Origin of the sequence: Corynebacterium sp., assembly GCF_030152825.1 — a bacterium.
GTDB lineage: Bacteria > Actinomycetota > Actinomycetes > Mycobacteriales > Mycobacteriaceae > Corynebacterium.
Window position 1 is genome coordinate 1 of the sequence record NZ_JASLIP010000039.1, and the last position, 23,505, is coordinate 23,505.

General features: G+C 67.6%; 16 protein-coding genes. 6 read left to right on the forward strand and 10 right to left on the reverse strand.

The annotated features are described in order from the left end of the window. Positions 1-288: 288 nt before the first annotated feature. On the forward strand, positions 289-1,113 hold the full coding sequence (locus Q1V78_RS04680) for a hypothetical protein (RefSeq protein WP_300612169.1): 825 nt from the start codon (positions 289-291) through the stop codon (positions 1,111-1,113). A 199-nt stretch (positions 1,114-1,312) separates the two neighbouring features. Here the strand turns inward: Q1V78_RS04680 and Q1V78_RS04685 are convergent, their stop codons facing one another. From Q1V78_RS04685 to Q1V78_RS04715, 7 genes are all read right to left on the reverse strand, one after another. Further along, positions 1,313-2,539: an N-acetylmuramoyl-L-alanine amidase gene (locus tag Q1V78_RS04685; protein WP_300612171.1), complete on the reverse strand. Its 1,227-nt coding sequence runs from the start codon at positions 2,537-2,539 to the stop codon at positions 1,313-1,315. Positions 2,540-2,595: 56 nt separating this feature from the next. Next, a complete protein-coding gene (gene trxA, locus Q1V78_RS04690; RefSeq protein ID WP_148811419.1) occupies positions 2,596-2,919 on the reverse strand; it encodes a thioredoxin in 324 nt (107 codons plus the stop codon). 126 nt (positions 2,920-3,045) lie between these two features. Continuing rightward, positions 3,046-4,110 carry a thioredoxin-disulfide reductase gene (trxB, locus tag Q1V78_RS04695; protein WP_300612175.1) on the reverse strand — a complete coding sequence of 355 codons (1,065 nt, stop codon included), beginning with the start codon at positions 4,108-4,110 and terminating at the stop codon, positions 3,046-3,048. 85 nt (positions 4,111-4,195) lie between these two features. Continuing rightward, the gene (locus tag Q1V78_RS04700; protein ID WP_300612177.1) at positions 4,196-4,834 is read right to left on the reverse strand and encodes a sigma-70 family RNA polymerase sigma factor; all 639 of its coding nucleotides are present in this window, start codon (positions 4,832-4,834) and stop codon (positions 4,196-4,198) included. 217 nt (positions 4,835-5,051) lie between these two features. Beyond that, a complete protein-coding gene (locus Q1V78_RS04705; protein ID WP_300612196.1) occupies positions 5,052-9,566 on the reverse strand; it encodes a murein biosynthesis integral membrane protein MurJ in 4,515 nt (1,504 codons plus the stop codon). Between the two features lie 196 nt (positions 9,567-9,762). Beyond that, positions 9,763-12,768, reverse strand: a complete 3,006-nt coding sequence (locus tag Q1V78_RS04710) for a hypothetical protein (protein ID WP_300612179.1) — start codon at positions 12,766-12,768, stop codon at positions 9,763-9,765. 9 nt (positions 12,769-12,777) lie between these two features. Then, positions 12,778-13,578: an NUDIX hydrolase gene (locus Q1V78_RS04715; protein ID WP_300612181.1), complete on the reverse strand. Its 801-nt coding sequence runs from the start codon at positions 13,576-13,578 to the stop codon at positions 12,778-12,780. A 280-nt stretch (positions 13,579-13,858) separates the two neighbouring features. On the opposite strand from Q1V78_RS04715, the gene Q1V78_RS04720 reads away from it, so the two are divergent. Further along, entirely contained in the window at positions 13,859-15,280 is a 1,422-nt protein-coding gene (locus Q1V78_RS04720) for a CCA tRNA nucleotidyltransferase (RefSeq protein ID WP_300612198.1), read from the forward strand. 168 nt (positions 15,281-15,448) lie between these two features. Then, positions 15,449-16,021, forward strand: coding sequence for an NUDIX domain-containing protein (locus Q1V78_RS04725; RefSeq protein WP_300612183.1), 573 nt, complete (start codon positions 15,449-15,451; stop codon positions 16,019-16,021). A gap of 24 nt (positions 16,022-16,045) precedes the next feature. Here Q1V78_RS04725 and Q1V78_RS04730 read toward each other — a convergent pair whose 3' ends face one another. Further along, on the reverse strand, positions 16,046-17,083 hold the full coding sequence (locus Q1V78_RS04730) for a bile acid:sodium symporter family protein (RefSeq protein WP_300612185.1): 1,038 nt from the start codon (positions 17,081-17,083) through the stop codon (positions 16,046-16,048). A 116-nt stretch (positions 17,084-17,199) separates the two neighbouring features. Between Q1V78_RS04730 and Q1V78_RS04735 the strand changes: the two genes are divergently transcribed. Genes Q1V78_RS04735 through Q1V78_RS04745 form a run of 3 tightly spaced genes read left to right on the forward strand, consistent with a single transcriptional unit; the run spans position 17,200 to position 20,918 of the window. Continuing rightward, the gene (locus tag Q1V78_RS04735; RefSeq protein ID WP_300612187.1) at positions 17,200-18,771 is read left to right on the forward strand and encodes a GMC family oxidoreductase N-terminal domain-containing protein; all 1,572 of its coding nucleotides are present in this window, start codon (positions 17,200-17,202) and stop codon (positions 18,769-18,771) included. An 18-nt stretch (positions 18,772-18,789) separates the two neighbouring features. Next, positions 18,790-19,353 carry a hypothetical protein gene (locus tag Q1V78_RS04740; RefSeq protein WP_300612188.1) on the forward strand — a complete coding sequence of 188 codons (564 nt, stop codon included), beginning with the start codon at positions 18,790-18,792 and terminating at the stop codon, positions 19,351-19,353. 32 nt (positions 19,354-19,385) lie between these two features. Next, on the forward strand, positions 19,386-20,918 hold the full coding sequence (locus Q1V78_RS04745; protein ID WP_300612190.1) for an aldehyde dehydrogenase family protein: 1,533 nt from the start codon (positions 19,386-19,388) through the stop codon (positions 20,916-20,918). A gap of 175 nt (positions 20,919-21,093) precedes the next feature. Here the strand turns inward: Q1V78_RS04745 and Q1V78_RS04750 are convergent, their stop codons facing one another. Both Q1V78_RS04750 and Q1V78_RS04755 read right to left on the reverse strand, forming a co-directional pair. Further along, complete coding sequence (locus Q1V78_RS04750; RefSeq protein WP_300612192.1) at positions 21,094-22,599, reverse strand: MFS transporter; 1,506 nt, start codon at positions 22,597-22,599, stop codon at positions 21,094-21,096. Between the two features lie 217 nt (positions 22,600-22,816). Beyond that, on the reverse strand, positions 22,817-23,505 hold a 689-nt coding region (locus Q1V78_RS04755), incomplete at its 5' end, for a nucleoside hydrolase (RefSeq protein WP_300612194.1).

A 23,505-nucleotide genomic window follows, 5' to 3' on the forward strand; every position in this document is an offset into this window, starting at 1 on the left:
GGGCGGGCCCGACGTAGCCCGCCTTGCCGGTGCTCCGGCACGGCAATCAGCGTCGCAATCCGCCCTGCGGTGCACGAAATTGTTTCACGTGAAACAATCCAAGTTTTTCGGGCCGATTTTCTAAATTCCCTCACGGGGCCAACGGCCGTCCTAAAATAGGCCCCAGAAGCAACACCCGGCCCACGCGGTCCGAGCCCACGAGCTTTGCGGCGTTGCTTGGCCCGTACAGACACATCATCACGCGATAGTTGAGCCGACCGGCTTAAGCTCATTAGGGAGGGAGAGACCGTGGAGGTTGAAATCCGCGCTCTGAGCTTTGATAACGCGGAGCAAATCACGGAAGACGCCGCACTCAGCACGTTCTGGGCGCTGCCGTGGGACCCGCTGTATGGGCCGACCCATACCGAGGATCCGGCCTTCGACAAGCAGCTGTGGATCCAGCGCACGCTGATGAGCTGGGGCACCTGTGGCTTCACGGCCTTTGTGGGGACGGGCGTGCCCGGCCGCAAGCTGCAGCCCGCTGCGACCGTATTCTTCGCCCCAGCGCGCTTCCTGCCGGGCGTGGAGGGCCTCCCCTCCTCCGTATCCTCCGACGCGCTCCTGCTGAGCGATGTATACGTCGAGGACGCCTTCATGGGCCTCTACCTGGAGCACCGCCTGATCGAGACGGTTCTCGTGGAGGCCGGCCGCCGCGGGTTCAGTGCTGTGGAGGTCTTCGCCCGCGACGAGGACGCCCTCGACGAGCTTCTGCGGAAGCAGGAGCAGGAATCCCGAGGCGTGGCCCAGGATGCGGGCCTGGAGTACAGCGGGACCCCGTCCTTCCCCTCCCCGTCGAGTGCGGCGAGCTCCCGTTCCAGCCTGGACCCCAGCCTGCGGATCGAGAACGCCCCCAGCTACGTGCCAGAGGCATACCGTGGCTGGCAGACACCGGAGGCCCTGCGCACGGGCAACCTGCTGAAGGACGCCCTCAGCGTGGCCCCGATGCTCTCTATGGACGTGGTTGAGGAGGCCGAGTTCGAGCGCGTGGACGATCACGAGCTCTACCCGCGCTACCGCCGCGAGGTCTCCGGCGCGTATAACCTCTTCCTGGACCACGAGGGCGAGGCCTTCTAAAGAAACTCTGGCGCGGCCTCAGGCGCTCCGTTCATCGCGCTAGTGGGGCGCCTTCGCAGCTCCCCTGACTCCCGCGTTGCGCTCAGAACCGTCAGCACAACGCTAGATGCCGTCAGCACAACACTAAAGGCCGGGCACCATGCCCGGCCTTCTTCTTGTTCCGTGTGCGCTCCCCCGCTGCCCTTGCTCCAGCGCTCACCTACTGCTGCTCGATGCGCAGCAGCTCCGTGAAGCTGAACTGGCCGGTGCGGTGGCTGTCCTGGTCCATCAGGTACAGGCGCTTCACGGAGACGACGATGGCCTCCGCGATGATGTCGCGTACCTCTGGCGAGGTCAGCGCCGCCGCGTCCTCCGGGTTCGTCAGATAACCGGGGACGACCTGCACGGTCGGCATCTTCGTCAGCCGCAGGAGGTCCCACGTGCGGGCGTGGGTGCGGCAGTTCAGCAGATCGGTGCGAGCGGCGATCTCGCGCTGGATGTAGCCGGAGAGCTTCTCGCCCACCATGGACCTCGAGCCGTTCTCGGAGCCGAAGTAGAAGCTGGCTACGCCGTTTGCGCGCTCGTTCGGGTAGCTATCCGTGCGCAGGGAGATCACCAGATCCGCGCCGAAGGCATTAGCCAGATCCGCGCGCTCGGTATCGCTGGGGTTTGCGGTCCGGCTGCGGGAGAGAATCGTCTCCATGCCCGCGGAGATCATGCGCCCCTCCAGGCGGTTGGCGAGGTCCCAGAGGATCTCCTGCTCGGTGATCGTTCCGTAGGGTCCCTTCACGGCGGTGCCCTGGTCGTCGCCGCCGCAGCCCGGGTCGATGACTACGCGCTTGCCGGAGAGCTGCGGCCCCGCGGCGCGGATCATCTCCTTCTCGCGGATGGAGTTCGGGGAGCCGCCGGTGATGCGGCGGCCGAGGTAGGACAGCGCGCGGAGGGTTTCCGGGCCGACCATGCCATCGGAGTTCAGCCCGTACTCGAACTGGTACTGCGTGACTGCCTGGTGGGTGTCCGGGCCGAAGTGCCCGTCCACGCGCCCGGTGTAAAAGCCCAGGTCATAGAGCTGGGACTGGAGTTCGGAGACGTCGTCGCCGACGTACTGTGGGTCCTGCAGGCTCAGCACCCGGTTGCCGAGCTTGTAGGAGGCCTCGCGCAGGGCGCGCAGGGTGGTCTCGTTGATCACGCCGTCGGCGATGATGCCGCGCTGCTGCTGGAAGGCCCGCAGGGTGGTTGCCAGGACGGCGTCGAAGAACTCTTCTTCCTCGGACCATTGCTCGTTATTGGAGGCGGTGAGCTCGGCGCCGTAGCCGGAGAGCATGCCGAGCCGGGCGAGTGCGCTGCGCACCTCCGCGACCCGGGGGCTCTTATCGCCCACGGTGAGCAGCACATTCTGCTGGCCCACGCGGGGGCTGCGGTTCTCGGCGTGTTGTTTATCCGTCACGGCTCGCTGCGTCCTACTTTCCGAACAGTTGCTGGTGGTCCAGGGTTTCTCGCGGTCTAGGCGAGGGATTCCAGCTTCTCGACGAGGGTGCCCTTCGGCTGCAGGCCGGTGAATTCCGCGACCTTTTTGCCGTCCTTAAAGACCATGAGGGCTGGGATGGACATCACCTGGAACATCGCTGCGAGCGCGCGCTCTTCGTCGACGTTGACCTTCGCGACGACGGCGCGACCGTCCATCTCCTCGGCAAGTTCCTCGAGGGTGGGGTTCATGCGCAGGCAGGGCTGGCACCACTGGGCCCAGAAGTCCACGAGCACCGGCAGGTCGGACTCGACAACGGTGGACTTAAACGTCTGCTGCGTGACCGTGATGATGTTCGACATGCGGGCCTTGCCTTTCCGGGGTTGGGTGGTCCTAGGGGTGGGTGGTCCACCGACTTTTCCTTGTCCTAGGATACCGTGAATCCCGGAAAAGCTCGGGAGGCCAGCAGCGCGCTGTGGCGTGGAGTTTTACACCTCGTTGGCAGGCAGCGCGGCGAGGTAGTGCTCCGCATCCAGGGCCGCGCGGCAGCCGCTGCCAGCTGCGGTGATGGCCTGCTGGTACTGGGAGTCCACGAGGTCACCGGCGGCGAACACGCCGGGCAGGCTGGTGGCGGTGCTGGGCTCGTCGACCTTGACGTAGCCGTCCTCCTTCAGCTCCACCTGGCCCTCGAAGACGCTGACGCGCGGGTCGTGGCCGATGGCGACGAAGAGGGCGTCGAACTCCATCTCCTGGCTTTCGCCGGTGACGGTGTCCTCGACGGTCAGGGTGGTCACTGCGCTCTCGCCGTGGACGGCGGTGACCTTGGAGTTCATGAGGAACTCGATCTTCGGGTTCTGGCGGGCGCGCTCCTGCATGATCTTGGAGGCGCGGAACTCGTCGCGGCGGTGGATGAGGGTCACGGTCTCGCCGAACTTGGTGAGGAAGTCCGCCTCTTCCATCGCGGAGTCGCCGCCGCCGACTACGGCGATCTTTCGGTCCTTGAAGAAGAAGCCGTCGCAGGTGGCGCAGGCGGACACGCCGCGGCCGATCATCTCCTGCTCGCCCGGGATGTTCAGGTAGCGCGGTGCCGCGCCGGTGGCGAGGATGACGGCGCGTGCCTGGTACTCCTCGCCGTCGGCCCAGACCTTCTTAATCTCGCCGGTCAGGTCCATCTTCTCGACGTCCTCCATGCGCAGGTCAGCGCCGAAACGCTCCGCCTGGTTGCGCATCTCGTCCATCAGCTCTGGGCCCTGGATGCCCTTGGCGAAGCCCGGGAAGTTCTCCACCTCGGTGGTCTGCATCAGCAGGCCGCCGAAGTCCATTCCCTCGAAGACGATCGGCTCGAGCTCGGCGCGGGCGGCGTAGATCGCGGCGGTGTAGCCGGCTGGCCCGGAGCCCACGATGATCACGTTGTGGATCTTCTCCGCAGGGTCGTGGGTGCCGCCGGAGCTGGCGGAGGTATCGGGAGCATCGGCTGGGGTGGCCGCGTCCGCGGCGTCGCCCGCCTTGTTCACGCCGATTCCGACGTTGGCCTGCAGGAAGGGCTGAGACATGTGACCTCGCTCGTGTTCTTTGATGTGGGTTTCGCTTTCTTAACGCACTTTATCTAACCCACCAGACACGGGATATATTCCCAGCTCAGGGGTGCTCGGCATAGTCGGCGAGCACGAGATTGTCCTGCAGCAGGCGGCGCCCCCGCGAGTAGCGGGACTTCACGGTGCCGGGCGCGACGTCGAGCATCGTGGAGATCTCGGAGATGGAGTAGCCGAGCATCCCGCGCAGCACGACGGTCTGCCGAAACAGGATCGGGATGCTGGCCAGCGCGTTGTGCAGGTCCACGCTGAGCTCCTGGTTCGGTGCGGCGGGAGTGCTGGGCAGGTCGCGTTCGCAGTCGCTGATGTCCTCGCGGTGGCGGTGCCCGCGGCGGTGCTGGGCGGTCACGAAGTTCAGCGCGGTGCGGTGTGCGATGGTCACCATCCAGGTCACGACGCTGGAGCGGTTGCGGAAGGTGCCCGCGCAGCGGTGGATTTTCAGGACGGCCTCCTGGTGGACGTCCGCGAGTTCGCTTTCTGGGACGCCCGCGGCGCGTTCTGCCCAGTGCATGCGGACCTCGTGGCGGGCGAGCAGTGTGTGGAGTGCGAGTGGGTCGCCGGCGATGTGCTCGGCGAGCAGCTCCCGGTCAGTGCGGTGTTCGCTCTGCGGTGCCGCGCCCCCCGCGCTGCCCCGCGCCCTCTCCGGCGTGCTGATGTGCTGTGCTTCTGTGACTGGTGCCGTCATGGCCCCTCCCCTTTCCCATGGTGAGCATGGATCGTGGCTTAGACACTAATGAGCGCCCCGGCCATCGTGATGTCGATGGCGCCGGGGCGCTCAAAGCTGTGGATAACTCGGCGGGTCAGGGGCCCGCGCTGTGGATAGCCGGTGGCAGCCGGTGGCGCATGCTCCCCACGCCAGGCTCCTCGCGTGGGGAGCATGCGCCGGCCTCCCCACTCAGCGGTTACCGGCTGGCCGCTACGGGCTCCGCGGGGCTGCCTACTCCCTTCGCAGCATTGTCACGACCGCTCCCCCGTGCCGGGCTGCTCGGCGCGGTGCTGGTCTCGTCCACGCGGTTCTGGCCCTGCCAGGTGCCCATGACGCGCAGTTCGCCGAGGGTGGCGCGGCCGTCGGCCTCCGGCAGCTGGGTGATCCAGATCAGCAGCTGCTTCATCGGCTTGGTGCCCTGTTCCTTCTTCTCGGCGTTCTCGGCACGCTTCTCCTCGGACTCGGCCCCCTCCGAAGCCTCATCAGCGCCGCCGGCCTTCGCCGCCTCCTTGGCCCGGGCCTCCGCCATGGTCTTCAGCAGCTTCTGGTTCGCACCGCGGCCCACGAGGACGTCCTGCCCATCATCGCCGTGGAACTCCACGTTCATCGTGGACTCGGTGGCAGTCACGGTACCCAGCGAGGTGGTCTCGTCCAGGGAGAGCGGGACCTTACGCAGGTTGGCGGACTGGTTTCCGCTGGTCGTTGCGGACGTCGCGGTGGCCGTCGCCTCACCCTCCGGCGCGGCCTCCAAGGCAGTCGGCTCCTCCGAAGCACTCGGCTGGGCGGAGGCCTTGGCGCCCGCCTCGTTCGGGATGGCCGCCCCGCTCGGTGCCGCGGGGTCGGTCGGCGCGGTGGCCTCGTCGACGCGGCGCAGCTCGACCTTCATGCCGGGCGCCAGGCCCTCCAGCTGCAGCGCGTGGATGCGGGTGCCGGTCGGCAGGTCCACGAGCAGGCCGATGCCTTCCTTCGTCGCCTCCGGGGTGCGCCCCAGTGGGCTGAGGTAGGAGTCGGACTCCCACTTCGTCGCCGCACGCCCGTCGGTGACGAGCTGGACGTCCTCCGGCGCGTCGAGGGTGCCCTTCGCGCCGGTGGGCATCCATTCGCGGATGTTGCGGATCGGCACGATCGTCGGCTCGCGGTTGATGATGCCCTCGGCGCCGGAGCGGATGGAGTCCGTGGATAGCGGCGAATCCTGCCGTCCGCCACCCACAACGCTGAGCAGGCTGGCGACGAGCGTGGCGATCAGCAGGGCGGAGCCGATAGCGATGCCGCCGATGATGGCGACGTGCTGCAGTCGCGCCTGGCGCACACCGAAGCCGGTCTTCTGGACCTGCGGGGTCGGCGCCTCGTCCGGGTTGACGGCCAGCTCCCCGGAGGTGAGGTAGCGCAGCCTGGTCGCCAGCTCGCGGGGGTCGCGGTCCGCCGGGTTCGGTGGGACGTCGTCCTCGTCGCGGTCTGCGTCATCGTCTTCGTCCGCGTCGGTGGCTTCGGCGTGCCCGGTGACCGGGTTGGCCGCCCCGCCGCTGATGACGGCGTCGCGCTGCTCGGCGTCGAGGTTGCTGGCGGCCAGCGACTCGGCGAGCAGTTCCTTCGGGATCTCCGAGACCGGCACATTGGCCAGCAGGAGCTCGAGGACACTCGCGATGCCCTGCATGTCCTGCGCGGAGGAGTTATTCGGCAGGAAGCCCGGGAAGGCGAGGACAGCACCCCCGGCGGTGCTGATGCGGATGCGGTCGCGGTGGTCCACGCCTAGTGCCAGGCCGTGGTCGTGCATTTCCGCGGCGGCCTCGGCGAGGTCGGCGACGGCGAATCCGACGGCCAGCGGGTCCGGGCTGGACTCCGCCACCGCGGAGAGCGCGGAGCCGTCGGTCCAGTCGGAGACCACGACCACGCTGCCGGGGCTGTCGATGACCTGGTGGATCTGCGCGAGCCCGGCCAGCGGGTTCGCCTCGCCCTCGGAGCCCTCACCGGCGCGCGCCAGGGCGGCCTCCCGGGCCTCCATCATGACGCGGGACTTGCGCGACATTTCTTGCTTGACCTGCATCACCAGTCGGGACTGGTTCGGCACGTACTCGCCGGGGCGCTTGCCCTGGCGCACCGCTGCCAGCGGGTCGAGGATGGTGAGCCCAACCAGCTCGCCGGTGGCGGTGCGCTGGGCCTGCCAGAACCGGGCGGCGGTGGAGCCTCCGTGGTCGGCGAGCAGGCGGTAGCGTCCGTCCAGGATCGGCGCGCCGGGCACCAGGCGTGGCCCGCGCACACGTCCCGCGGACAGCGGCGGCAGGGGCGGCAGCAGGGAGTTGGCCACGGCGGCCTCGCGGGCGGCCTCTGCGGGGCCCAGCGGGGTGGGAACCATGCGCTCTGCGGCGGAGCCCAGTTCCTCCCCGGCTTGACGTCCGGAAAAGAAACGGCCGATACCAGGGACGCGGGAGAGCGCGGAGCCGACGGTGAGCACCTCGGGCAGCTTGGAGCGCGCCATGACCACGCCGGTGGCGATGAGGAAGACCGAGCCGGTGATAATCAGACGGATCAAAAAGCCCGGGTTCTGGCCGGGGGTGATGATCGTGTTGGTGAGCACCAAGTCCACCAGCCAGGCGACGAGCGCACCGACGAGCGAGGCGCCGAAAGCCCAGAGGCTGGTGTGCATGACCTCGCGGGAGTTGAGGTTGCCCAGGGAGCGGCGCAGCAGCAGCACACCGATGATCGCGCCGGTGACGAAGCCGAAGCCGTTGGCGGCACCCAGCAGCACCACCACGAGGCGCGGCTCGGTGGCGACGAACGGTGCGATGGAGACCAGGGCGATCTTGGTGATCGTGATGCCGGCGATGATGAAGGTCGGGGTCCAGACCTCCTCGCGGGCGTAGAACACGCGCAGGTGCAGCAGCACCAGGGAGTACGGGATGAGCGTGAAGGCGGAGAAGGAGACGGTCCAACCCAGCACGCTCGCGGTCTCCATGGAGAAGGAGCGGTAGGCGAACAGTGCCGGTCCGATGATCCCGCCGAATGCGGTCATGAACACGATGATGGGGATCATCGCGAACATGGTCAGTCGGGTGGCGACGGTGAGGTCGCGGACCACGGCCTTATCGTCGCCGTCGGCGGCGTTGCGGGACAGTCGCGGCATGACGGCGGTCAGCAGGGTCACGCCGATGACGCCGTAGGGCATCTGCAGCAGCTGCCAGGCGTTCATGTAGATCGTCGGGGCGTCTCCGGATGCGCTGGAGGCGATCTGGTTATTGACGGCCCAACCGACCTGGGAGATCGCCACGTACAGCACGATGGCCACGCCCATGCTGGCGAAGTTCCGCAGGCGCTCGTCCACGCCCCACAGCGGCCGCAGGTTGATGCCCGCCTTGCGGAGGTAGGGCACCATGATCAGCGCCTGGAAGACCACGCCGAGGGTGGTGCCGAGTCCCAGCAGCAGCACGTGCGGGTCGCTGATGGTGACGTGGTCGGTGGGCTGGAGCTTCGTGTCTTCGGGCAGCAGCAGGTAGCCGCCGAGGACGGTAATGGTCACGAGGTTGTTGACCACGGGCGCCCACGCGCCGGGTTTGAATACTCCCTTGGTGTTCAGCACGGCCATGAACACGGCGAACATGGCGTAGAAGAAGATCTGCGGGAGCACCAGGTAGGCGAACATTGTCGCCATTTGCACGTTGACCTGGCCGTCTTGGTCGAGCGTGAGTCTGATCAGCCAGGGGGCGGCACCGACGGCGAGGAGGGTGATGATGACGGTGATGCTGAACGTCATCGTCAGAAGTCTTCGGATGAAGGCTTCGCCGCGGTCGGGGTCTTCCTTCTCGGCTCGGACGAGCACCGGGACGACCAGGGAGGTCAGCACCGCGCCGAGGACGAGCTCCGTGATGAGGTTCGGCAGCGTGTTCGCGGTGTTGAATGCGGAGGCGACGGCGGCGCCCAGCGCGGAGCCGATGAGGACGGTGCGCAGGAAGCCGGTGATGCGCGACAGGAGGGTCGCGATGGCCATGGAGCCGCCGGTGCGGACGACGTCGGCGTCCGAGGGTTGCTCGTTTTGCTTGTCCTGTTCCGCCGCGGCAGCGGCGGTGCGGTCCGTTGGGGTTTCTTCCTCCGGTGGGACGTCACTGCTGCCGCCGTCGGTTGCGGTGGCTGCGGGGGCGCTGCCCGCCGCCCCTGTCGTGCCTGCCGTCCCGGTTGGGGTGGCGTTGGATGCGGCGCCTGCGTGAGCGGTTACGGTGCTTGCGCCTGCTCCGGCGGCGCTGCGTGCACCCGTTGCGGCGCCGGTTCCGACCCCAGTGCCAGCGAGGGCTCGGGCGGGTGTGCGGTCCGGTTGTGAGCTCGCGCGGTATTGGCGGCCCGCGGGGTCAGCCCCCGGGTCGGCGGAGCGGCCGAGTTCCCCGGCGAGGCCGAACTCGTATTGGTCATAGGCCTGGCGCTCATTGGCCAGGTGGATCTCCGAGGCGGGCCGGCGGAAGTCCACGGCCGGGGCGGCTGGGGCCTCGGGCGTGGTGTCTTCGGGTTCCTGGCCGTGCTGGGAGGGGGCGACGCTCAGAGAGGAGTAGTCGTCCGTTGTCTCCGGTGCGTCGGCTTCTTCGCGCGCCTGCGGGGCCAGCGCGGGCGGGCGTGCTTCGATGAAGCGGCCGCGCTGCCCTGCGGGTGGCTTGGGAGGTGGCGTGCTGCCGTGGCCTGCGCTGTCAGCGGAATCCTCGGGAACGTCTGGGGTAGTCACAGAATCCATCTTCGCCGACATTGGGTGCGTTTCCTAACTAGAAACGCGCTCGATCGGCGGGTTTTCGCTGCCTGTGATGGGTTTTACACGGTGTGTGAGGGCGTGGCGCGCCTGGCTTATCGCTGGCTTCTTCTTGGCCGTTAGCTGCGGTGGGTTGCTCGGCGGGGCGCCAATCGGGGTGCGCGGCTGCGTTCTTGCGGCGGGCCTAGCGGCGACGGCTGCCGCGACGCTTGCGGTCCAGGAGGAGCTTCCCGCCGATGCCCGCGCCCGCGATGATGGTGAGCAGGAGGATCATCTTATCCAGCGGGATATTGGGGCTGGAGTGCACGCTGACCTGCACGGAGTCACTGATTCGCTTGTCGTTGGGGCTAGCGAGCCACAGGTCGAGGTCGCTGCGCCTATCCGCAGCACCGAGGTCGATCGACACGGTGAGGGAGCCACGCGCCGGGATCATCTGCGCGTCGGATTCCAGAATTTCGGCCGGGTGCCCGGCGTACTCGTCGAGGGTGTCGCGGTAGCGGATCTTCGCTGGCACGGGCAGCGGTAGGCCGTTTTGGGCGGCGACGATCAGCGGTGCGGCCTCGGAGGTTCGGGTGAAGACGTTGCCGGGCGGCAGCAGGGTCACCGAGTTGCGCAGGGTGTCCGCGGTCTCTGCCGCACCGGCGACCCGGTCGGCGGCGCGCTGGCTGGCCTCCTCCTGCTCCGCGAGGTTGCGGGTGCCGTAGTTGCTGGTGGCGCGGGCGAGATCGGCGAGGATGGGGCGGGTGAACTGCTCGCGGGTCAGGGCGATCTGCCGGGAGTTGGACATCATCAGGGTGAGGCTGCGAATCCGGTCGGCCAGGGTGGCCAGCTGCGGGGCGAGTTCCTCGGTGGGTTTCCCGGGGTCGGCGAAGGGCTGGGTGACCTCGCCGAGCGCCAGCTCGGAATTCTTCAGGCCGCGGGAGCGCAGCGCATCGGCCAGGGAGGCTGGGGTCGCGTGCCCGGTGGCGAAGGCCTGCTCGATGTACCCCAGCAGTGCGGTGGCGTCCTGCCCGTTGACCTCCCACTGGCCCGGCGGGACGGCAAGGATCGGCTCGGGGCTGGCGAGTTCCTGCTGGAGCACAGCCAGGGCGCTGGACATGCGGGTGGCCTCGGAGTCCGCGTTGGCGTCGAAGCGGGACTGGGGGTTGGAGTAGCCCGTGGTGTCCGGGCGGGCGCCGGTGGCGGCCAGGACGGTGCCGAGGTCGCCGGAGTAGCGCAGCGCGCGGAGGCTGCCGGCATCGTTGAGCTTCAGCAGGCGCTCGTTCCACTGCTGGTCAGCCTGCTGGGTCGCGGGGTCCTGGGCATCCCCTGTCTCCTCCCCCGCGGCCTCGGGGGCCTGGGCGGGCTGCTGGGTGAGCACGGTGTTGTTCGCGACGAGCGCGGTGACCGGTGCCTTGGGGTCCAGGGGGGGCAGGATCGCCTGGCCCTTGAGGGTGTTTTCGAAGCGGCGGGAGAGGTCGGCCCCCACCGGGTTGGGTTCCATCTTCGCGGCGGCGAGGTACGGCAGCGCCTCGGGCGTGAGGTAGCCGCTGCTGGGGATTGCAATATTGGCCACCGGGGTGGTGCCGAGGATCTCGTGGATGGTGGCGGCACCCCGGCCGAGGGCGTGCATGCTGAGCCAGGCCGCGCTGGTGGATGCGTCCGATCCGCCGGTGGCGTTGCCTGCGTCGGAGCCTGCCGTGGCCCCATCGCCCGCCCCCCCAGTGCCCGTGGCGCCGGTGTCCGCTCCGGCAGCACCGGCCGCATCTCCGCTGGTTGCGGTGCCATTCGCCTGCCCGGCCGCGTTCTCCGGGTTGGTGGGCCCGGTGGCCTGGGCGGTGGTGTTGATGTCCGCCCCGCCGTAGGGCAGCGCGACGGTGCAGCTCTCCTTGGCGGTCTCCCGCAGGTCGCCGAGCCAGGCCGCGGCGGCCTTATCCTGCGCGCCGGGTTCGGAGCGATCCTTGGTGTTGAAGATGTCTCCCCAGGAGTCGCGGAGCCGTTTGCGCTCTTCGACGGGCTTCGGGGCGCTCCCGCCCACGCGGTAGCCGCCGGCCATGCGTTCCACGGTCTGCAGCAGGTCGGGGTCGATCGCCAGGCAGCTGGCCTCGCGGATCTTGGTCCCCTGCGGGCTCTCCAGGGCGGTGCGGTAGCTGTCCAGGAGGGTGCGCAGTCGGCCGCCTTCCTTCAGTTGCTCACCGAGGGAGTCCTCTCTGAGGTAGAGCTCGGCGGGCTCGGGGGCGTCCCCGACCGCGCCGGGCGTGGCGTGTGTTTCGCCACCGATGGGCCACAGGAAGGTCAGCGGGGTGCCGGATGTACTGCTCCCCTCCCCTGCCGGGGCCTGGGCGTTGCCCGTCGCGTCCTCTCCCGTGTCAGCATTCGGGTCCGAGTCCGCGTCCTCTTCTTCCTTCTTCTCTTCCGGGGTGACGACGGCCGTCGCGCGGGTCACCGCGAGCAGTTCCGCCCCCGGTGCTGCGTGTCCCCCGGCCTCTCCCCCATCACCGGCGCCGCCAGCGGCCCCGGGCGTGCCGCCGAGGGCGAACATCAGCGGGTAGGTGCCGGACTGCGCGGAGTTCGGCAGCCCGAAGCTCATCGGCGCCAAGGACCCAGCTGGGCCGGCCGTTTCGCCGGTGGGGTTCTCGGGCGTTGGGGTGGTGCCGTCGTCCTGAAAGGAAGGGTCGCGGAAGAGGCGGACGTTCACGTCGACGGACTCGCCCGGCCGCAGGGAGACCTCGTCGCCGTTGCTGCGCTGCAGTGGGCGTGCCGGGGAGTTGTGCGGGTACTCGCCGCTGTTGGAGAGCAGCGAGGTGCGGACTTGGGCGGGGCTGCCGGCGGCGGGGGCGGTTTTCAGGCTCAGCGTTAGCCCGCGGATGGTGCCGGGGCTGGTGTTGCGGATGCGCAGGGTGTAGGTCTGCGGATCGGTGTCCTCGGCACTGAGGAAGCGCGGGCTGATGTTGCGAACCTGCAGGTTAATGCCACGGTTCGGGTCGGTGGAGCGGGCATTCGGGTTGGCCCAGTCCGTGGCCTCCGCCTGGTGGAAGGTGGTCTGATCGGGGGTTTGGGCGTCCGCGGCGGGCTGTGCATTTGCTGCGGGCATGGCGCTTGCGGCGGGCAGCGCAGAGCCTACGAACGGGTCGGGCACGGCGGTGACCCACCCGGCGCAGAGGAGGGAGCCGAGCGCGAGGGCGGTGGCGGGGCGGATTCTGGCAGCCATGCAGCCCTCCTAACGCGGGGTGGCGCGGCCTGCTTCCGCTTCCGCGCGGGCGTGGTTCGGCAACGTGTCGAGGGCGCGGCGGGCCAGGCGGCGCTCGTCGGCGTAGGCGAGGCGTTCGACCAGGTGGTTCACGGGAACCCAGGTGACTTCGGTGACCTCGGGGTCTTCGTCGTTGAACTCGCCGTCCACGTAGCGCAGCAGGTGGTGGTGGACGGTCTTGTGGATGCGGGTGCCTTCGGAGACGAACCAGTAGTCGATGGTGCCGAGTTCGTCGATGACGGTCCCGGCGATCCCGGTTTCCTCCCACACTTCGCGTTCAGCGGTGCTGTGGTGGGATTCGTGTTCTTCGACGTGGCCTTTGGGCATGGACCACAGGAGGCGTCCGCGGCGGTCGACGCGGCCGATGAGGGCGGCGTAGATCTTGGACATGTCCACGCTGCCGTTGGGGCGCACGGCTTCGGCCAGACCGGTGAGGACGAGCCCGCCCGCGGAGGTTTCCACCGAGAGTGGCAGGTCGGAGTGCTCCAGGTGGGTGCGGTTCTGCTTGCCCTGTTTGGTACGACGGCTGCCGGTTCGCTTCGGGTTGTTGCGGTTGGCCCCGGAGCGGTTGTTGCGGTTGCTGCTGCGGTTGTTCTCGCCCTGCTGGCCCTGCTGGTTGCCGCGGCCTTTACCCTTGCGGTTGTTTTTCGCGTTCTTGGTGTTTTTTGGGCGGCGCTGGTTCTCGCGCTGTGGCTGTTCGTCCTGCTGCGAACGGTGGCGCGTGCTGCGGGGCGAACCGCTGCTCGTGGTGGCGCTGTCGTTCGTGTTCATTCTGTTCATAGTAGCTGCTCGCCTGGGGCTTGGGGGAACCGTCGGCGGCTGTTGGGCGTGCCGGTGGTGGGCGCTGGGCAGGTGACCGGTGCCGTGTTGGGGTGTGGGGCCATGGAGTAAGGTATTGCGCGTGACTACGAGGGCGAATGAGACTGCAGATGGCGCGACGGCTGGCGCTGCGTCGGATGGTGCTGCGGCTGATTCCGGTGTGACGGCGGCCGATGTTGCTGGGCCGGGCGCTGTCGAGGCAACCGGGGGCACGCAGGCCAAGGAGGCGGCGATGCTGGGGGCCGCGTGGCAGTCCCTGCGCCGCAATGACGCCACGCTGCGCCGGCTGGCCCAGGCCTTCGAGGAAGCAGGTCACGAGCTCTACCTGGTGGGTGGCTCGGTGCGCGACGCGATGCTGGCACGCCTCAGCCACGACCTGGATTTCACCACGGATGCCCGCCCGGATGTGGTGATGGGAATCCTGGAGCCGATGGCCGAGACCGTGTGGGATACGGGTATCGAGTTCGGCACGGTGTCTGCGCTGGTTGGTGGCCTGGAGGTGGAGATCACCACCTTCCGGGCGGATCAGTATGACGGCCAGTCCCGCAACCCGGAGGTCACCTTCGGCGACACCCTGGAGGGCGATCTGGTGCGCCGGGATTTCCGGGCGAATGCGATGGCGTTGAAGCTTTCCGCAGACGGGGAGCACGAGTTCTGCGACCCGTTGGGCGGGTTGGCTGATGTGGCTGCCGGGGTGCTGGATACCCCGGATAGCCCGGAGGTGAGTTTCCGGGACGATCCGTTGCGCATGCTGCGGGCCTGCCGTTTTGTTTCTCAGCTGGGGTTTGCGGTCGCTCCCCGGGTGGCGGAGGCGATGGCGGCGATGGCGGATCAGATCCAGCGGATCACGGTGGAGCGGGTTGCTGTGGAGCTGAATAAGCTGCTGCTCGGCACGACCCCGTGGGAGGGCCTGGACCTGATGGTGGAGGCCGGCCTGGCGGACTTTGTTTTGCCTGAGCTGCCGCGTCTGCGGATGACCCAGGATGAGCACAAGCAGCACAAGGATGTGTACTGGCACTCCCTGACGGTGCTGCGCAATGCGCTGGTGCAGGAGCAGAATTACGGCGTGGAGCCGGACCTGGAGCTGCGCTGGGCCGCCCTGCTGCACGATTGCGGAAAGCCGGATACCCGCGCGTTCACGGACTCGGGTCAGGTGACCTTCCACCAGCACGAGGTGGTGGGTGCGAAGCTGGTGCGCCGCCGCCTGCGGCAGCTGAAGTTCTCTAAGCAGCTGGTGAAGGATATTTCCCAACTGGTGTTCCTGCACATGCGTTTCTATGGCTATGGGGATAGCGCGTGGACGGATTCCGCGGTGCGGCGCTATGTGACGGATGCGGGTGATCTGCTGCCGAAGCTGCACATGCTGGTGCGGGCGGATTGCACGACCCGTAATAAGCGCAAGGGGGCGCGCCTGCGCCGTAATTACGACGACCTCGAGCGCCGCATTGAGGAACTCAAGGAGAAGGAGGACCTCGCCGCGGTGCGCCCGGACCTGGATGGCAACGAGATCATGGAGATCTTGGGTCTGAAGCCGGGCCCGGAGGTGGGTCAGGCGTGGGCGTTTTTGAAGGAGCTGCGCCTGGATCGGGGGCCGCTGGGCCGGGAGGAGGCGATCGCGGAGCTGCGGGCCTGGTGGGACGCGCAGCGGGGCTAGCGAAGGTTAGTGTCAGCTCTAGCTGCGAAAACGATCTAGTTTCAGGCCGGATGAGAACAACTATGCTCCTCCGGGTTCAGCGCGTTATAAATTTCCGCCCAAGCTGATCTGCTGCCATGTGTCATTTTAAGCGCCCAATCCCGCCGCTCACCCAGCTACACTGCAGGCATGGCAACCCCCGAGTTCATCCTCAACCTGCGCGAAAAAATCGGCAACGACCCGCTCTGGCTTCCCGGCATCACCGCGATCGTCCTCAAGGAAGTCCCGCCCGAAGCCCCACTCTGGGAAGTCCCGAAAGTCCTGCTCGTCAAGCGCGCCGACAACGGTGAATGGACGCCCGTTTGCGGCATCGTCGACCCCGGCGAGGAACCCCACGTCGCCGCCATCCGCGAAGTCAAAGAGGAAACCGGCCTGTACGTCACCGTCGCCGCCCTCCTCGGCGTCGGCGCCACCGACCAGGTCACCTACCCCAACGGGGACCAGACCTCATACATGGATACCGCAATGCGGTGCGTCCTCACCGATAAGGACGCCAACCCCCTCGACCCCACACTCCCCGACTACGATTCACTCGCCGAACCCATCGTCGGCGACGAAGAATCCACCGACGTTGGCTGGTTCTCTGTGGCCCAACTGCCCCCGATGAAGCCCCGTTTTCGGCTGATCATCGCGGACGCCGTCGCGCAGCTGAAACACCCGCAGGGCTTCCGGCCCCGCATCGGCTACTTCAAGCGCAGCTAGGGTCGCTCCCCCACCAGCCCGGCGCTACCAGGTCGTGGCGCGCTCCGGGGCCTCCTCATACTTCGCGGCATAGCTGGAGGCCCGGAAGGAACAAATAATCAGCTGCACCTGGTGGAAGATCATCAGCGGCAGGATCATCATCCCCAGCCCGCCCCCGCCGAACATCACCGCAGCCATCGGCAGGCCCGAGGCCAGCGACTTCTTCGTACCCGCGAACTGGATCGCCACCTGGTCCTCATAGTTAAAGCCCAGCTTCCGGGCCGCGAGCGAGGAGGCCGAGAGCATCAGGTACACCAGCACCACCGAGCCCAGCACCAGGCCAACCACGCTGACCCAGCTGATCGTCGACCAGATCCCGTCCACGATCCCCTCGGAGAAGGACACGTACACCACCAGCCCGATGGAGATCTGGTCAACCTTCTTCGTCGCCTTCGACGCCGCGAAATCCTTCACCCACGGCCGCAGCAGCTGCCCCACCACGAAGGGCAAGAACAGCTGCAGACCGATCTTGTAGAAGGTGCTGGCGTCGATATGGAAACCACCCTCCGCGTTGGACATCAACAACAGCACCAGCAGCGGCGTCAACACCACACCCAGCAAGCTAGACGCACTCGCCGCGACAATGGAGGCGGCCACATTACCCCGGGCGATCGACGTGAACGCCACCGAGGACTGCACCGTGGAGGGCACCAACGTCATGAACAAGATGCCCAGGTACATCTCCTGACCGATCAGCCCGGACAGCGGCCGCAGCACAACACCAACCAGCGGGAAAATCGCGAAGGTGAAGGCCACGATCAGCAGGTGCAGCCGCCAGTGCATCAGGCCCTCCAGCGCCTCCCGCGGGTGCAGGCGCGCACCGTAGAGGAAGAAGAGGAAGGCGATGGCGATGGTCACCACCCAGTTGCCGATCTCCGCGCCCTGCCCCCGCAGCGGAACGATCACCGCCGCGACCACCGCAAGCACTATCAACACAATCAAAAAGTCCGGGCGGTAGCCCAGGATCTTCTGCAGGACCGTCTGCTTCTTCGGGGTGGGGTTATCGGCGCTCATTCTTGGCATTGTAGCCTGCGTCACAGACACGTCAGCGAAGGGGAGAATTGCACCCCGCGGGCAGCTTTAAAGCTTTTTCACAAATATGGAATACACAAAGGGTTTCGTCGGGTTAACTAACGAACATGACGAATAACCGAGGGGACCACAGCACCGGCGCGGCAGCTGCCCGCGCACCACAGAACCCGACCGCAGGCAGCTCGACCGCAGGCACCGCGAGCGCCGAAAAGATCGGCCCGACCGCCGCGGCGCAAGAAACCTACGACGTCATCATCATCGGCGCCGGCACCTCCGGGCTGAACATCGCCCGCGAACTCGCCGCCGCAGGGCTCACCGTCCTCGGCCTGGAAGCCGGCAAGCGCTACGACCGCCACACCTACCCACGCACCGAGATCGACTCCAGCTCCCAGCTCTTCTGGGGCGGCGGCGTGGAACTGACCACCGACGCCGGCCTCGGCCTGCTCCGCCCCAAAGCCGTCGGCGGCGGCTCCATCGTCAACCAGGCCCTCATGGACCGCTTCGACGACGTCGCCTTCTCCTCCTGGCGCGACCAGTCCGGCGTCTCCTGGCTCAACGAGGACCACCTCGCCCCCTACTACGATCGGGCCGAGGGAAACATGATCCTCAAGAACGTTCCCGAACAGTGGCGCAACGGCAACGCCAAGAACTTCGCCGAGGGCTTCGACGCCAACGGCTACCGCTACGCCCCACTGCGCCGCGGCGAGGCCGACTGCCGCTTCGAGGACGGCAACTGCTGCGTGGAATGCCTCAGCGGCTGCGGCATCGACTCCAAGCAGTCCACCGCCATCACCGCCCTGCCAGCAGCGGAAAAGCACGGCTTCCACCTCATCGACTGCGCCGAAGCACGGACGATCACCGAGCACCCCGACCGCGTCACCGTCACCACCCGCGTCCCCGCGGACAGCACCCCGAAGGGCCGCCGCGGCTTCGGCAAGCCGACCTACTTCGAACCCCACGTGGAGCGCACCTTCACCGCCCGGCGCGTCGTCCTGGCCTCCGGGGCGATTGGCAACACCGCCCTGCTGCTGCGCAGCGGCTACGGCAAGCAGCTGCCGGGCCTGGGCAAGAACTTCTTCACCCACCCCCAGTACATGAACCTGGGCCGCTACGCCGAGGACGTCCGCGCCTTCGCCGGCCCGCTGCAGAACTACAAGTCCGACGACCCGAGCTTCCGCCGCCAGGGCTTCAAGCTGGAGAATGTCTTCGCAGGCCCCGGCAATATCGCCCTCCTGCTGCCCGGCTTCGGGGCCCGCCACGCGGAGATCATGCAGGACTTCCCGCGCCTGGGCTGCATCGAGGTCTGCGTCCGCGACACCAACCCCGGCGAGATCACCATCAACCGTAAGGGCAACCCGGTGGTCAAGAAGAAGCTCAACCGGGAGGACGCCCGCCGCCGCGACGCCGGCATGGCCGCCATCCGCAATATCTTCAACGTCACCGGCGCGGAGGAGATCCTCCACGGACAGTTCGGCATCGGCCTGCACCTCATGGGCGGGCTCGGAATGGGTGCGAGCGCGAAGCAGGGCGTGGTCTCCCCCGAGTTCACCCTCTACGGCAGCCAGCGCATCCTCGCCGCGGACTCCTCGATCTTCCCCAACGCGCCGGGCATCAACCCCGCACTCACCATCGCCGCCCTGTCCCTCAAGGCCGCCGACCAGATCATCGCCGCGAGCTAAGGAAGGAAGAAAGCAGACATGACCAGCAAGAACCTCAACCCCCGCTCCACCGAGCTGCTCACCGCCACGCAGATGAAGGGCCTGCTGCGCCTGGGCGACGTCGTCATCCCCGGCGTCCCCGCCCGCAAGTCAGCGTCCGGTTCCCTGACCTCCGGCGGCGGGGCGCTGCCGTCCTTCTCCGAGTCCGGATGCGCGGCCGGCATCGACCGCATGCTCTCCTACATGTACGACGACGACCGCACCGCCTTCCTCGCCCTCGCCACCGTCTGCGCCTACGCGCCCGCGCCCCTGGTCCGCCTAATCGTCGCGATGGCCAACGCGAATGCCAAGTTCCCCGAGCCGCTCGCCGGGCTGATGCGCATGGCCAACCTTGGTATCAAGGGTGTCGTCCACAGCCTCTACTACTCCAACCTCGGGGTGCGCCTGGGTGAAGAGCTCACCGACTCCCCACTGATCGCCCGGGGCAGCAACCCCAACCAGCTGCCGAACATCCACCAGGCCATCGGCTACGAGACCACCATCAACCAGGAGGCCTACGAGGCCGCCCTCGCCGCCGCCGACGCGCAGAACCCACGCGACTAACCCGCGCTCAGAAACCACAAGGAGCACCCACCATGGCAACACAGATCCCAGAATCCGAATACGCCCAGGTCGAGGGCGTCGTCGACAGGGCACGCGACGCACAGAAATCCATCGGCGCCCTCAGCGTCGAGGAAAGGCTCGAACACCTCCGCCTCCTGCGCGGGGTGATCGTTAACCGCACCGAGGAGATCGTCGACTGCGTCTGGGAGGAAACGGGCAAGTCCCGCAGCGACATCCTGATGTCCGAAATGTTCGGCGCGCTGGACGTCATCAGCTGGCACGAAAAGAATGCGGCGAAGGTCCTGGCCCCGCAGAAGGTCGAGACCCCGCTGACGATGATGGGTAAGAAGTCCGAGATCTGGTACGAACCGCTCGGCGTGGCCTTCGTCATCGCGCCGTGGAACTACCCCTTCTTCCAGGCGATCGTGCCGATCGTCGCCGCACTGGCCGCCGGCAACGCGGTCGTCTACAAGCCCTCCGAGCACACCCCGCTGGCCGGGCTGATCGAGTCCCTCATGGAGGAAGCCGCCATCGCCCCGAACTGGGTGCAGGTGGTCTACGGCGACGGTGCCGTGGGCGCGCAGGTCATCGACCAGCACCCCGACCTCGTGATGTTCACCGGCTCGTGCGCGACCGGCCGGAAGATCATGAAGCAGTGCTCCGACATGCTCATTCCCGTCGAGCTCGAGCTCGGTGGCAAGGACCCCATGATCGTTTTCGAGGACGTCGACATCCGCCGCACCGCCGCGGGCGCACTGTTCGGCGGTCTGACCGCGACGGGCCAGTCCTGTACTTCCGTGGAGCGGCTCTACGTCCACGAGAGCATCAAGGAGGAGTTCGTCGCGGAGCTGGTGCGGCAGGCCCGGCTGCTCACGCAGGCGGACACGGATGCGCGCAACAACGACCTGGGCCGCATGACCGTCGACTTCCAGATCGAGCGGGTCAACGAGCAGGTTCAAGACGCGCTGTCCCGCGGTGCCCGCCAGCTGACCGGCCAGGATTGGGACGGGCGTTCCGCGCTGATCCCGCCGATCCTGCTGGTCGACGTGCCGGAGGACGCGCTGGTCGTCACGGAGGAGACCTTCGGGCCGGTGATCCCGGTGCTGAGCTTCAGCTCCGAGCGAGAGGTCATCGACCGGGCGAATGACACGCCGTTCGGGCTGACCGGCTCCGTGTGGAGCGCGGACATGGACCGGGCGCGCCGGGTGGCCGGGGCGCTGCGCATCGGCGGGGTGTCCATCAACAACGTCATGGCCACCGAAGCCACCCCGGCGCTGCCGTTTGGTGGCGTGGGCGATTCCGGCATGGGCCGTCACAAGGGAGCCGAGGGACTGCGCGCGTGGTGCAACCCGAAGTCCGTCATCGTGGACAAGGACGGTTCCCAGGGCGCTGGCCTGGAGGCGAACTGGTACCCGTACACGGAGAAGAAGTACGAGAAGTTCAGCAAGATGCTGCAGGCTTACTTCGCGGAGCAGCCCGCGCCGGTGAAGCTCGCGAAGTTCGGGCTGCTGGGGACCTCGCTGGAGTCCTACGCGCAGAAGGCGCTGGACGAGCGCGAGAAGTAGGGCGCTGGCCCGTGGGGGCGGGCCCCGGAGGGGGAAATGGTGTGCCGGCCCAAGGAGCACAAACCCCGGGGCCGGGTGAAGTAGGAAATGAGCCCTCCCGCCCGGGAGGCCCCCACGCCCCCCGCTGCGAGCGCCCCCGCGCTCTCCCCCGCTCCCCGTTAACCCTTTCGGGTGCTTAAGCCGTGGCGGTTTCCTTCGCTGCGGCTTCTTGCTCTGCCGTGGTCCTCTTCGGGATGAACAGGCTGGTCAGTGCAGCCAGACCCAGGATGATGCCACCCACCAGGAAGGCCGTGGTGTAGCCCGCGGCGGAATCCGAGCCCTCTGGGGAACCCACCACCTGGAACACCGGCAGCACCGCGAAGGAAATACCCGCACCCAGGTTGAAGGCCGCGGAGTTCATGCCCGGCAGGAAGCCCTGGTTATCCTGCGGCGAGTTCACCACACCCAGGTTGTTCAGCACGATATTGCCGATACCCGCATAGGTCACGCCCAGCAGGATCACGCCCACGATCAGCACGATCTTCGAGCGCGTACCCACGAACGCCAGCAGGAACAGCAGCAGCATGGACGCTATATTGGACAGGCGCAGCAGGTTCGCATAACCCACCTTCGGCGCCAGGCGACCAGCGAACGGGCCCACCGCCCAACCGACCAGTGCGTACGGGGTCAGGAGCAGCAGGGACGCCATCGTCGCCCGCATGCCGAAACCAGCCTCCGCGTTCTGCGCCAGGGACGGTGCCACACCGTTGACGGCCGCGAACACGCCCGTCATCGTCAGGACGGTGGTCAGCAGCAGACCCCAGGTCTCGCGGCGGCGCAGGTACTTCGGCGCGACCAGCGGGGCCGCACCAGCGGTGTTCTCCTGGCGGGTCTCCCAGCGCCAGAAGATGGCGAACACGATCAGACCAGCCGCCACCAGGCCGATGACGTAGAACCAATCCGCGGCGGCACCCTTGCCGGCCTCGTTCGCGGCCAGTGTGATGGACAGCACGGAGACGACCAGGACGGTCGCGCCGATCCAGTCCATGCGGACGTTATCGGAAGGCTTGGACTCCGGCGCGAACATTGCGACCACGATGGTGGCGACCGCGCCGACGGCGAAGATCAGCCAGAACACGGAGCGGAAGCCCCAGTGCTCAGCCATCCAGCCGGAGAGCAGTACGTCGATACCCGCAACACCACCGTTGATCGCGGCGATCAGGCCCATCAACGTGCCGAGGCGAACCTCGTCCTTGACCTGGCTGCGCAGGATGATCAGCGTCATCGGGATGGTCGGGCCCGAAATGCCCTGCAGCGCGCGGGCGACCATCAGGACGCCGATGTTCGGCGCGAGGGCGGCGAGCAGGCCACCCAGGGACATCACGGCCAGCATGATGACGAGGATGCGGCGGCGTCCCACGATGTCCGAGAGGCGTGGGAGGAACAGGCCACACATCGCGCCACCGGTGAAGAAGGCGGTCTGGGTCAGCCCCACCGCGGATTCGTCGGTGTTGAGCTCCGTGGCCATCGTGCGCAGCACCGGGGAGAGCATCGAGGCGTTGAGCTGGAATGCCACCGCCGCGGTGATGAGCACGAACATGAGCAGTGGCAGGCCGCCCTTGCGCGAATCCACCGGGTCGATGACCGGGGCCGCGGCGGCGGGGTTGTTCGGCCCGCCTGAGCGGGGCGTAGTTGCGTTCATATATGCAGGATAAGCGGGCGATTCGTGCTAGTCCACACTTTTTCCTGTGATGTTGGCTGCACGCCCGCGCTGGCTCGCCCCGCGTACGCGCTTCTTGTGCGATTCTTGTGCGTTTTGCAGAGTTTGATGTCGGAAACCCGCCCAAAATCGACCTCAAACTCTGCAAAACGGGAAAAGGGAGGGGCCCGCCCCGCTCCCCTGCCCTAGCCGAGCGGGCCTAGCCGCGGAAGCCCGTGTCCCCGATGCGGGTCAGCGCATCAACCAGCAGGTCCCAGAAGTGATCCACGTCCACGTCCACGCCGACGCGGTGCCGCACCGGCTCCACGTGCTCGCCGTAGGTATCCATGCCCGCGCAGGCGTAATCATCCGTCAGGCACAAAGCGGAAGGATCGCCCGGCTGCTCAGCCGTCTGATCCTGCGCGCCCCAGGTGCGCCGCAGGTCAACTACGGTCATGCCGCGGGTGTACTCACCCTTGGTCTCCACGACAACCGGGGCTGCCACGGTGCGCAGCACCTCCGGATCAGCCACCGCCGCAACGGCCAGCGGGTCGTGCATCGGCGGCCCCGGGTAACGGCGCTCCTTCATGTACGCGCCCCCGAAGAACTCCACGAGCTCCGCGATGAACTGCGCGACGTCCGTGCCCACGGCCTTGAGCTGCTCCATGCGGGACGGAACCGCGAGCACCTTGTGGGTGACGTCCAAACCAACCATCGTGACCGGCCACTCCGCGTCGAAGACGATCGCGGCGGCCTCCGGGTCAGCGAGGATGTTGAACTCCGCGGACGGGGTCATGTTGCCGGTGTGGTGTCCGCCGCCCATCAGCGTCACGCCCGCGACGCGGGAGACGAGCTCCGGGTAACGGCGTGCGAACAGGCCAATGTTGGTCAGCGCGCCGGTCGGCACGA

What these genes read in the sequence shown, in the direction of transcription:
- trxA (WP_148811419.1), bottom strand. Translation starts at nt 2,919, where the DNA reads ATGTCGAACATCATCACGGTCACGCAGCAGACGTTTAAGTCCACCGTT.
- trxB (WP_300612175.1), bottom strand. Translation starts at nt 4,110, where the DNA reads ATGTCTCAGCCCTTCCTGCAGGCCAACGTCGGAATCGGCGTGAACAAG.
- Q1V78_RS04700 (WP_300612177.1), bottom strand. Translation starts at nt 4,834, where the DNA reads ATGACGGCACCAGTCACAGAAGCACAGCACATCAGCACGCCGGAGAGG.
- Q1V78_RS04705 (WP_300612196.1), bottom strand. Translation starts at nt 9,566, where the DNA reads ATGGATTCTGTGACTACCCCAGACGTTCCCGAGGATTCCGCTGACAGC.
- Q1V78_RS04710 (WP_300612179.1), bottom strand. Translation starts at nt 12,768, where the DNA reads ATGGCTGCCAGAATCCGCCCCGCCACCGCCCTCGCGCTCGGCTCCCTC.
- Q1V78_RS04715 (WP_300612181.1), bottom strand. Translation starts at nt 13,578, where the DNA reads ATGAACACGAACGACAGCGCCACCACGAGCAGCGGTTCGCCCCGCAGC.
- Q1V78_RS04720 (WP_300612198.1), top strand. Translation starts at nt 13,859, where the DNA reads ATGCTGGGGGCCGCGTGGCAGTCCCTGCGCCGCAATGACGCCACGCTG.
- Q1V78_RS04725 (WP_300612183.1), top strand. Translation starts at nt 15,449, where the DNA reads ATGGCAACCCCCGAGTTCATCCTCAACCTGCGCGAAAAAATCGGCAAC.
- Q1V78_RS04730 (WP_300612185.1), bottom strand. Translation starts at nt 17,083, where the DNA reads ATGCCAAGAATGAGCGCCGATAACCCCACCCCGAAGAAGCAGACGGTC.
- Q1V78_RS04735 (WP_300612187.1), top strand. Translation starts at nt 17,200, where the DNA reads ATGACGAATAACCGAGGGGACCACAGCACCGGCGCGGCAGCTGCCCGC.
- Q1V78_RS04740 (WP_300612188.1), top strand. Translation starts at nt 18,790, where the DNA reads ATGACCAGCAAGAACCTCAACCCCCGCTCCACCGAGCTGCTCACCGCC.
- Q1V78_RS04745 (WP_300612190.1), top strand. Translation starts at nt 19,386, where the DNA reads ATGGCAACACAGATCCCAGAATCCGAATACGCCCAGGTCGAGGGCGTC.
- Q1V78_RS04750 (WP_300612192.1), bottom strand. Translation starts at nt 22,599, where the DNA reads ATGAACGCAACTACGCCCCGCTCAGGCGGGCCGAACAACCCCGCCGCC.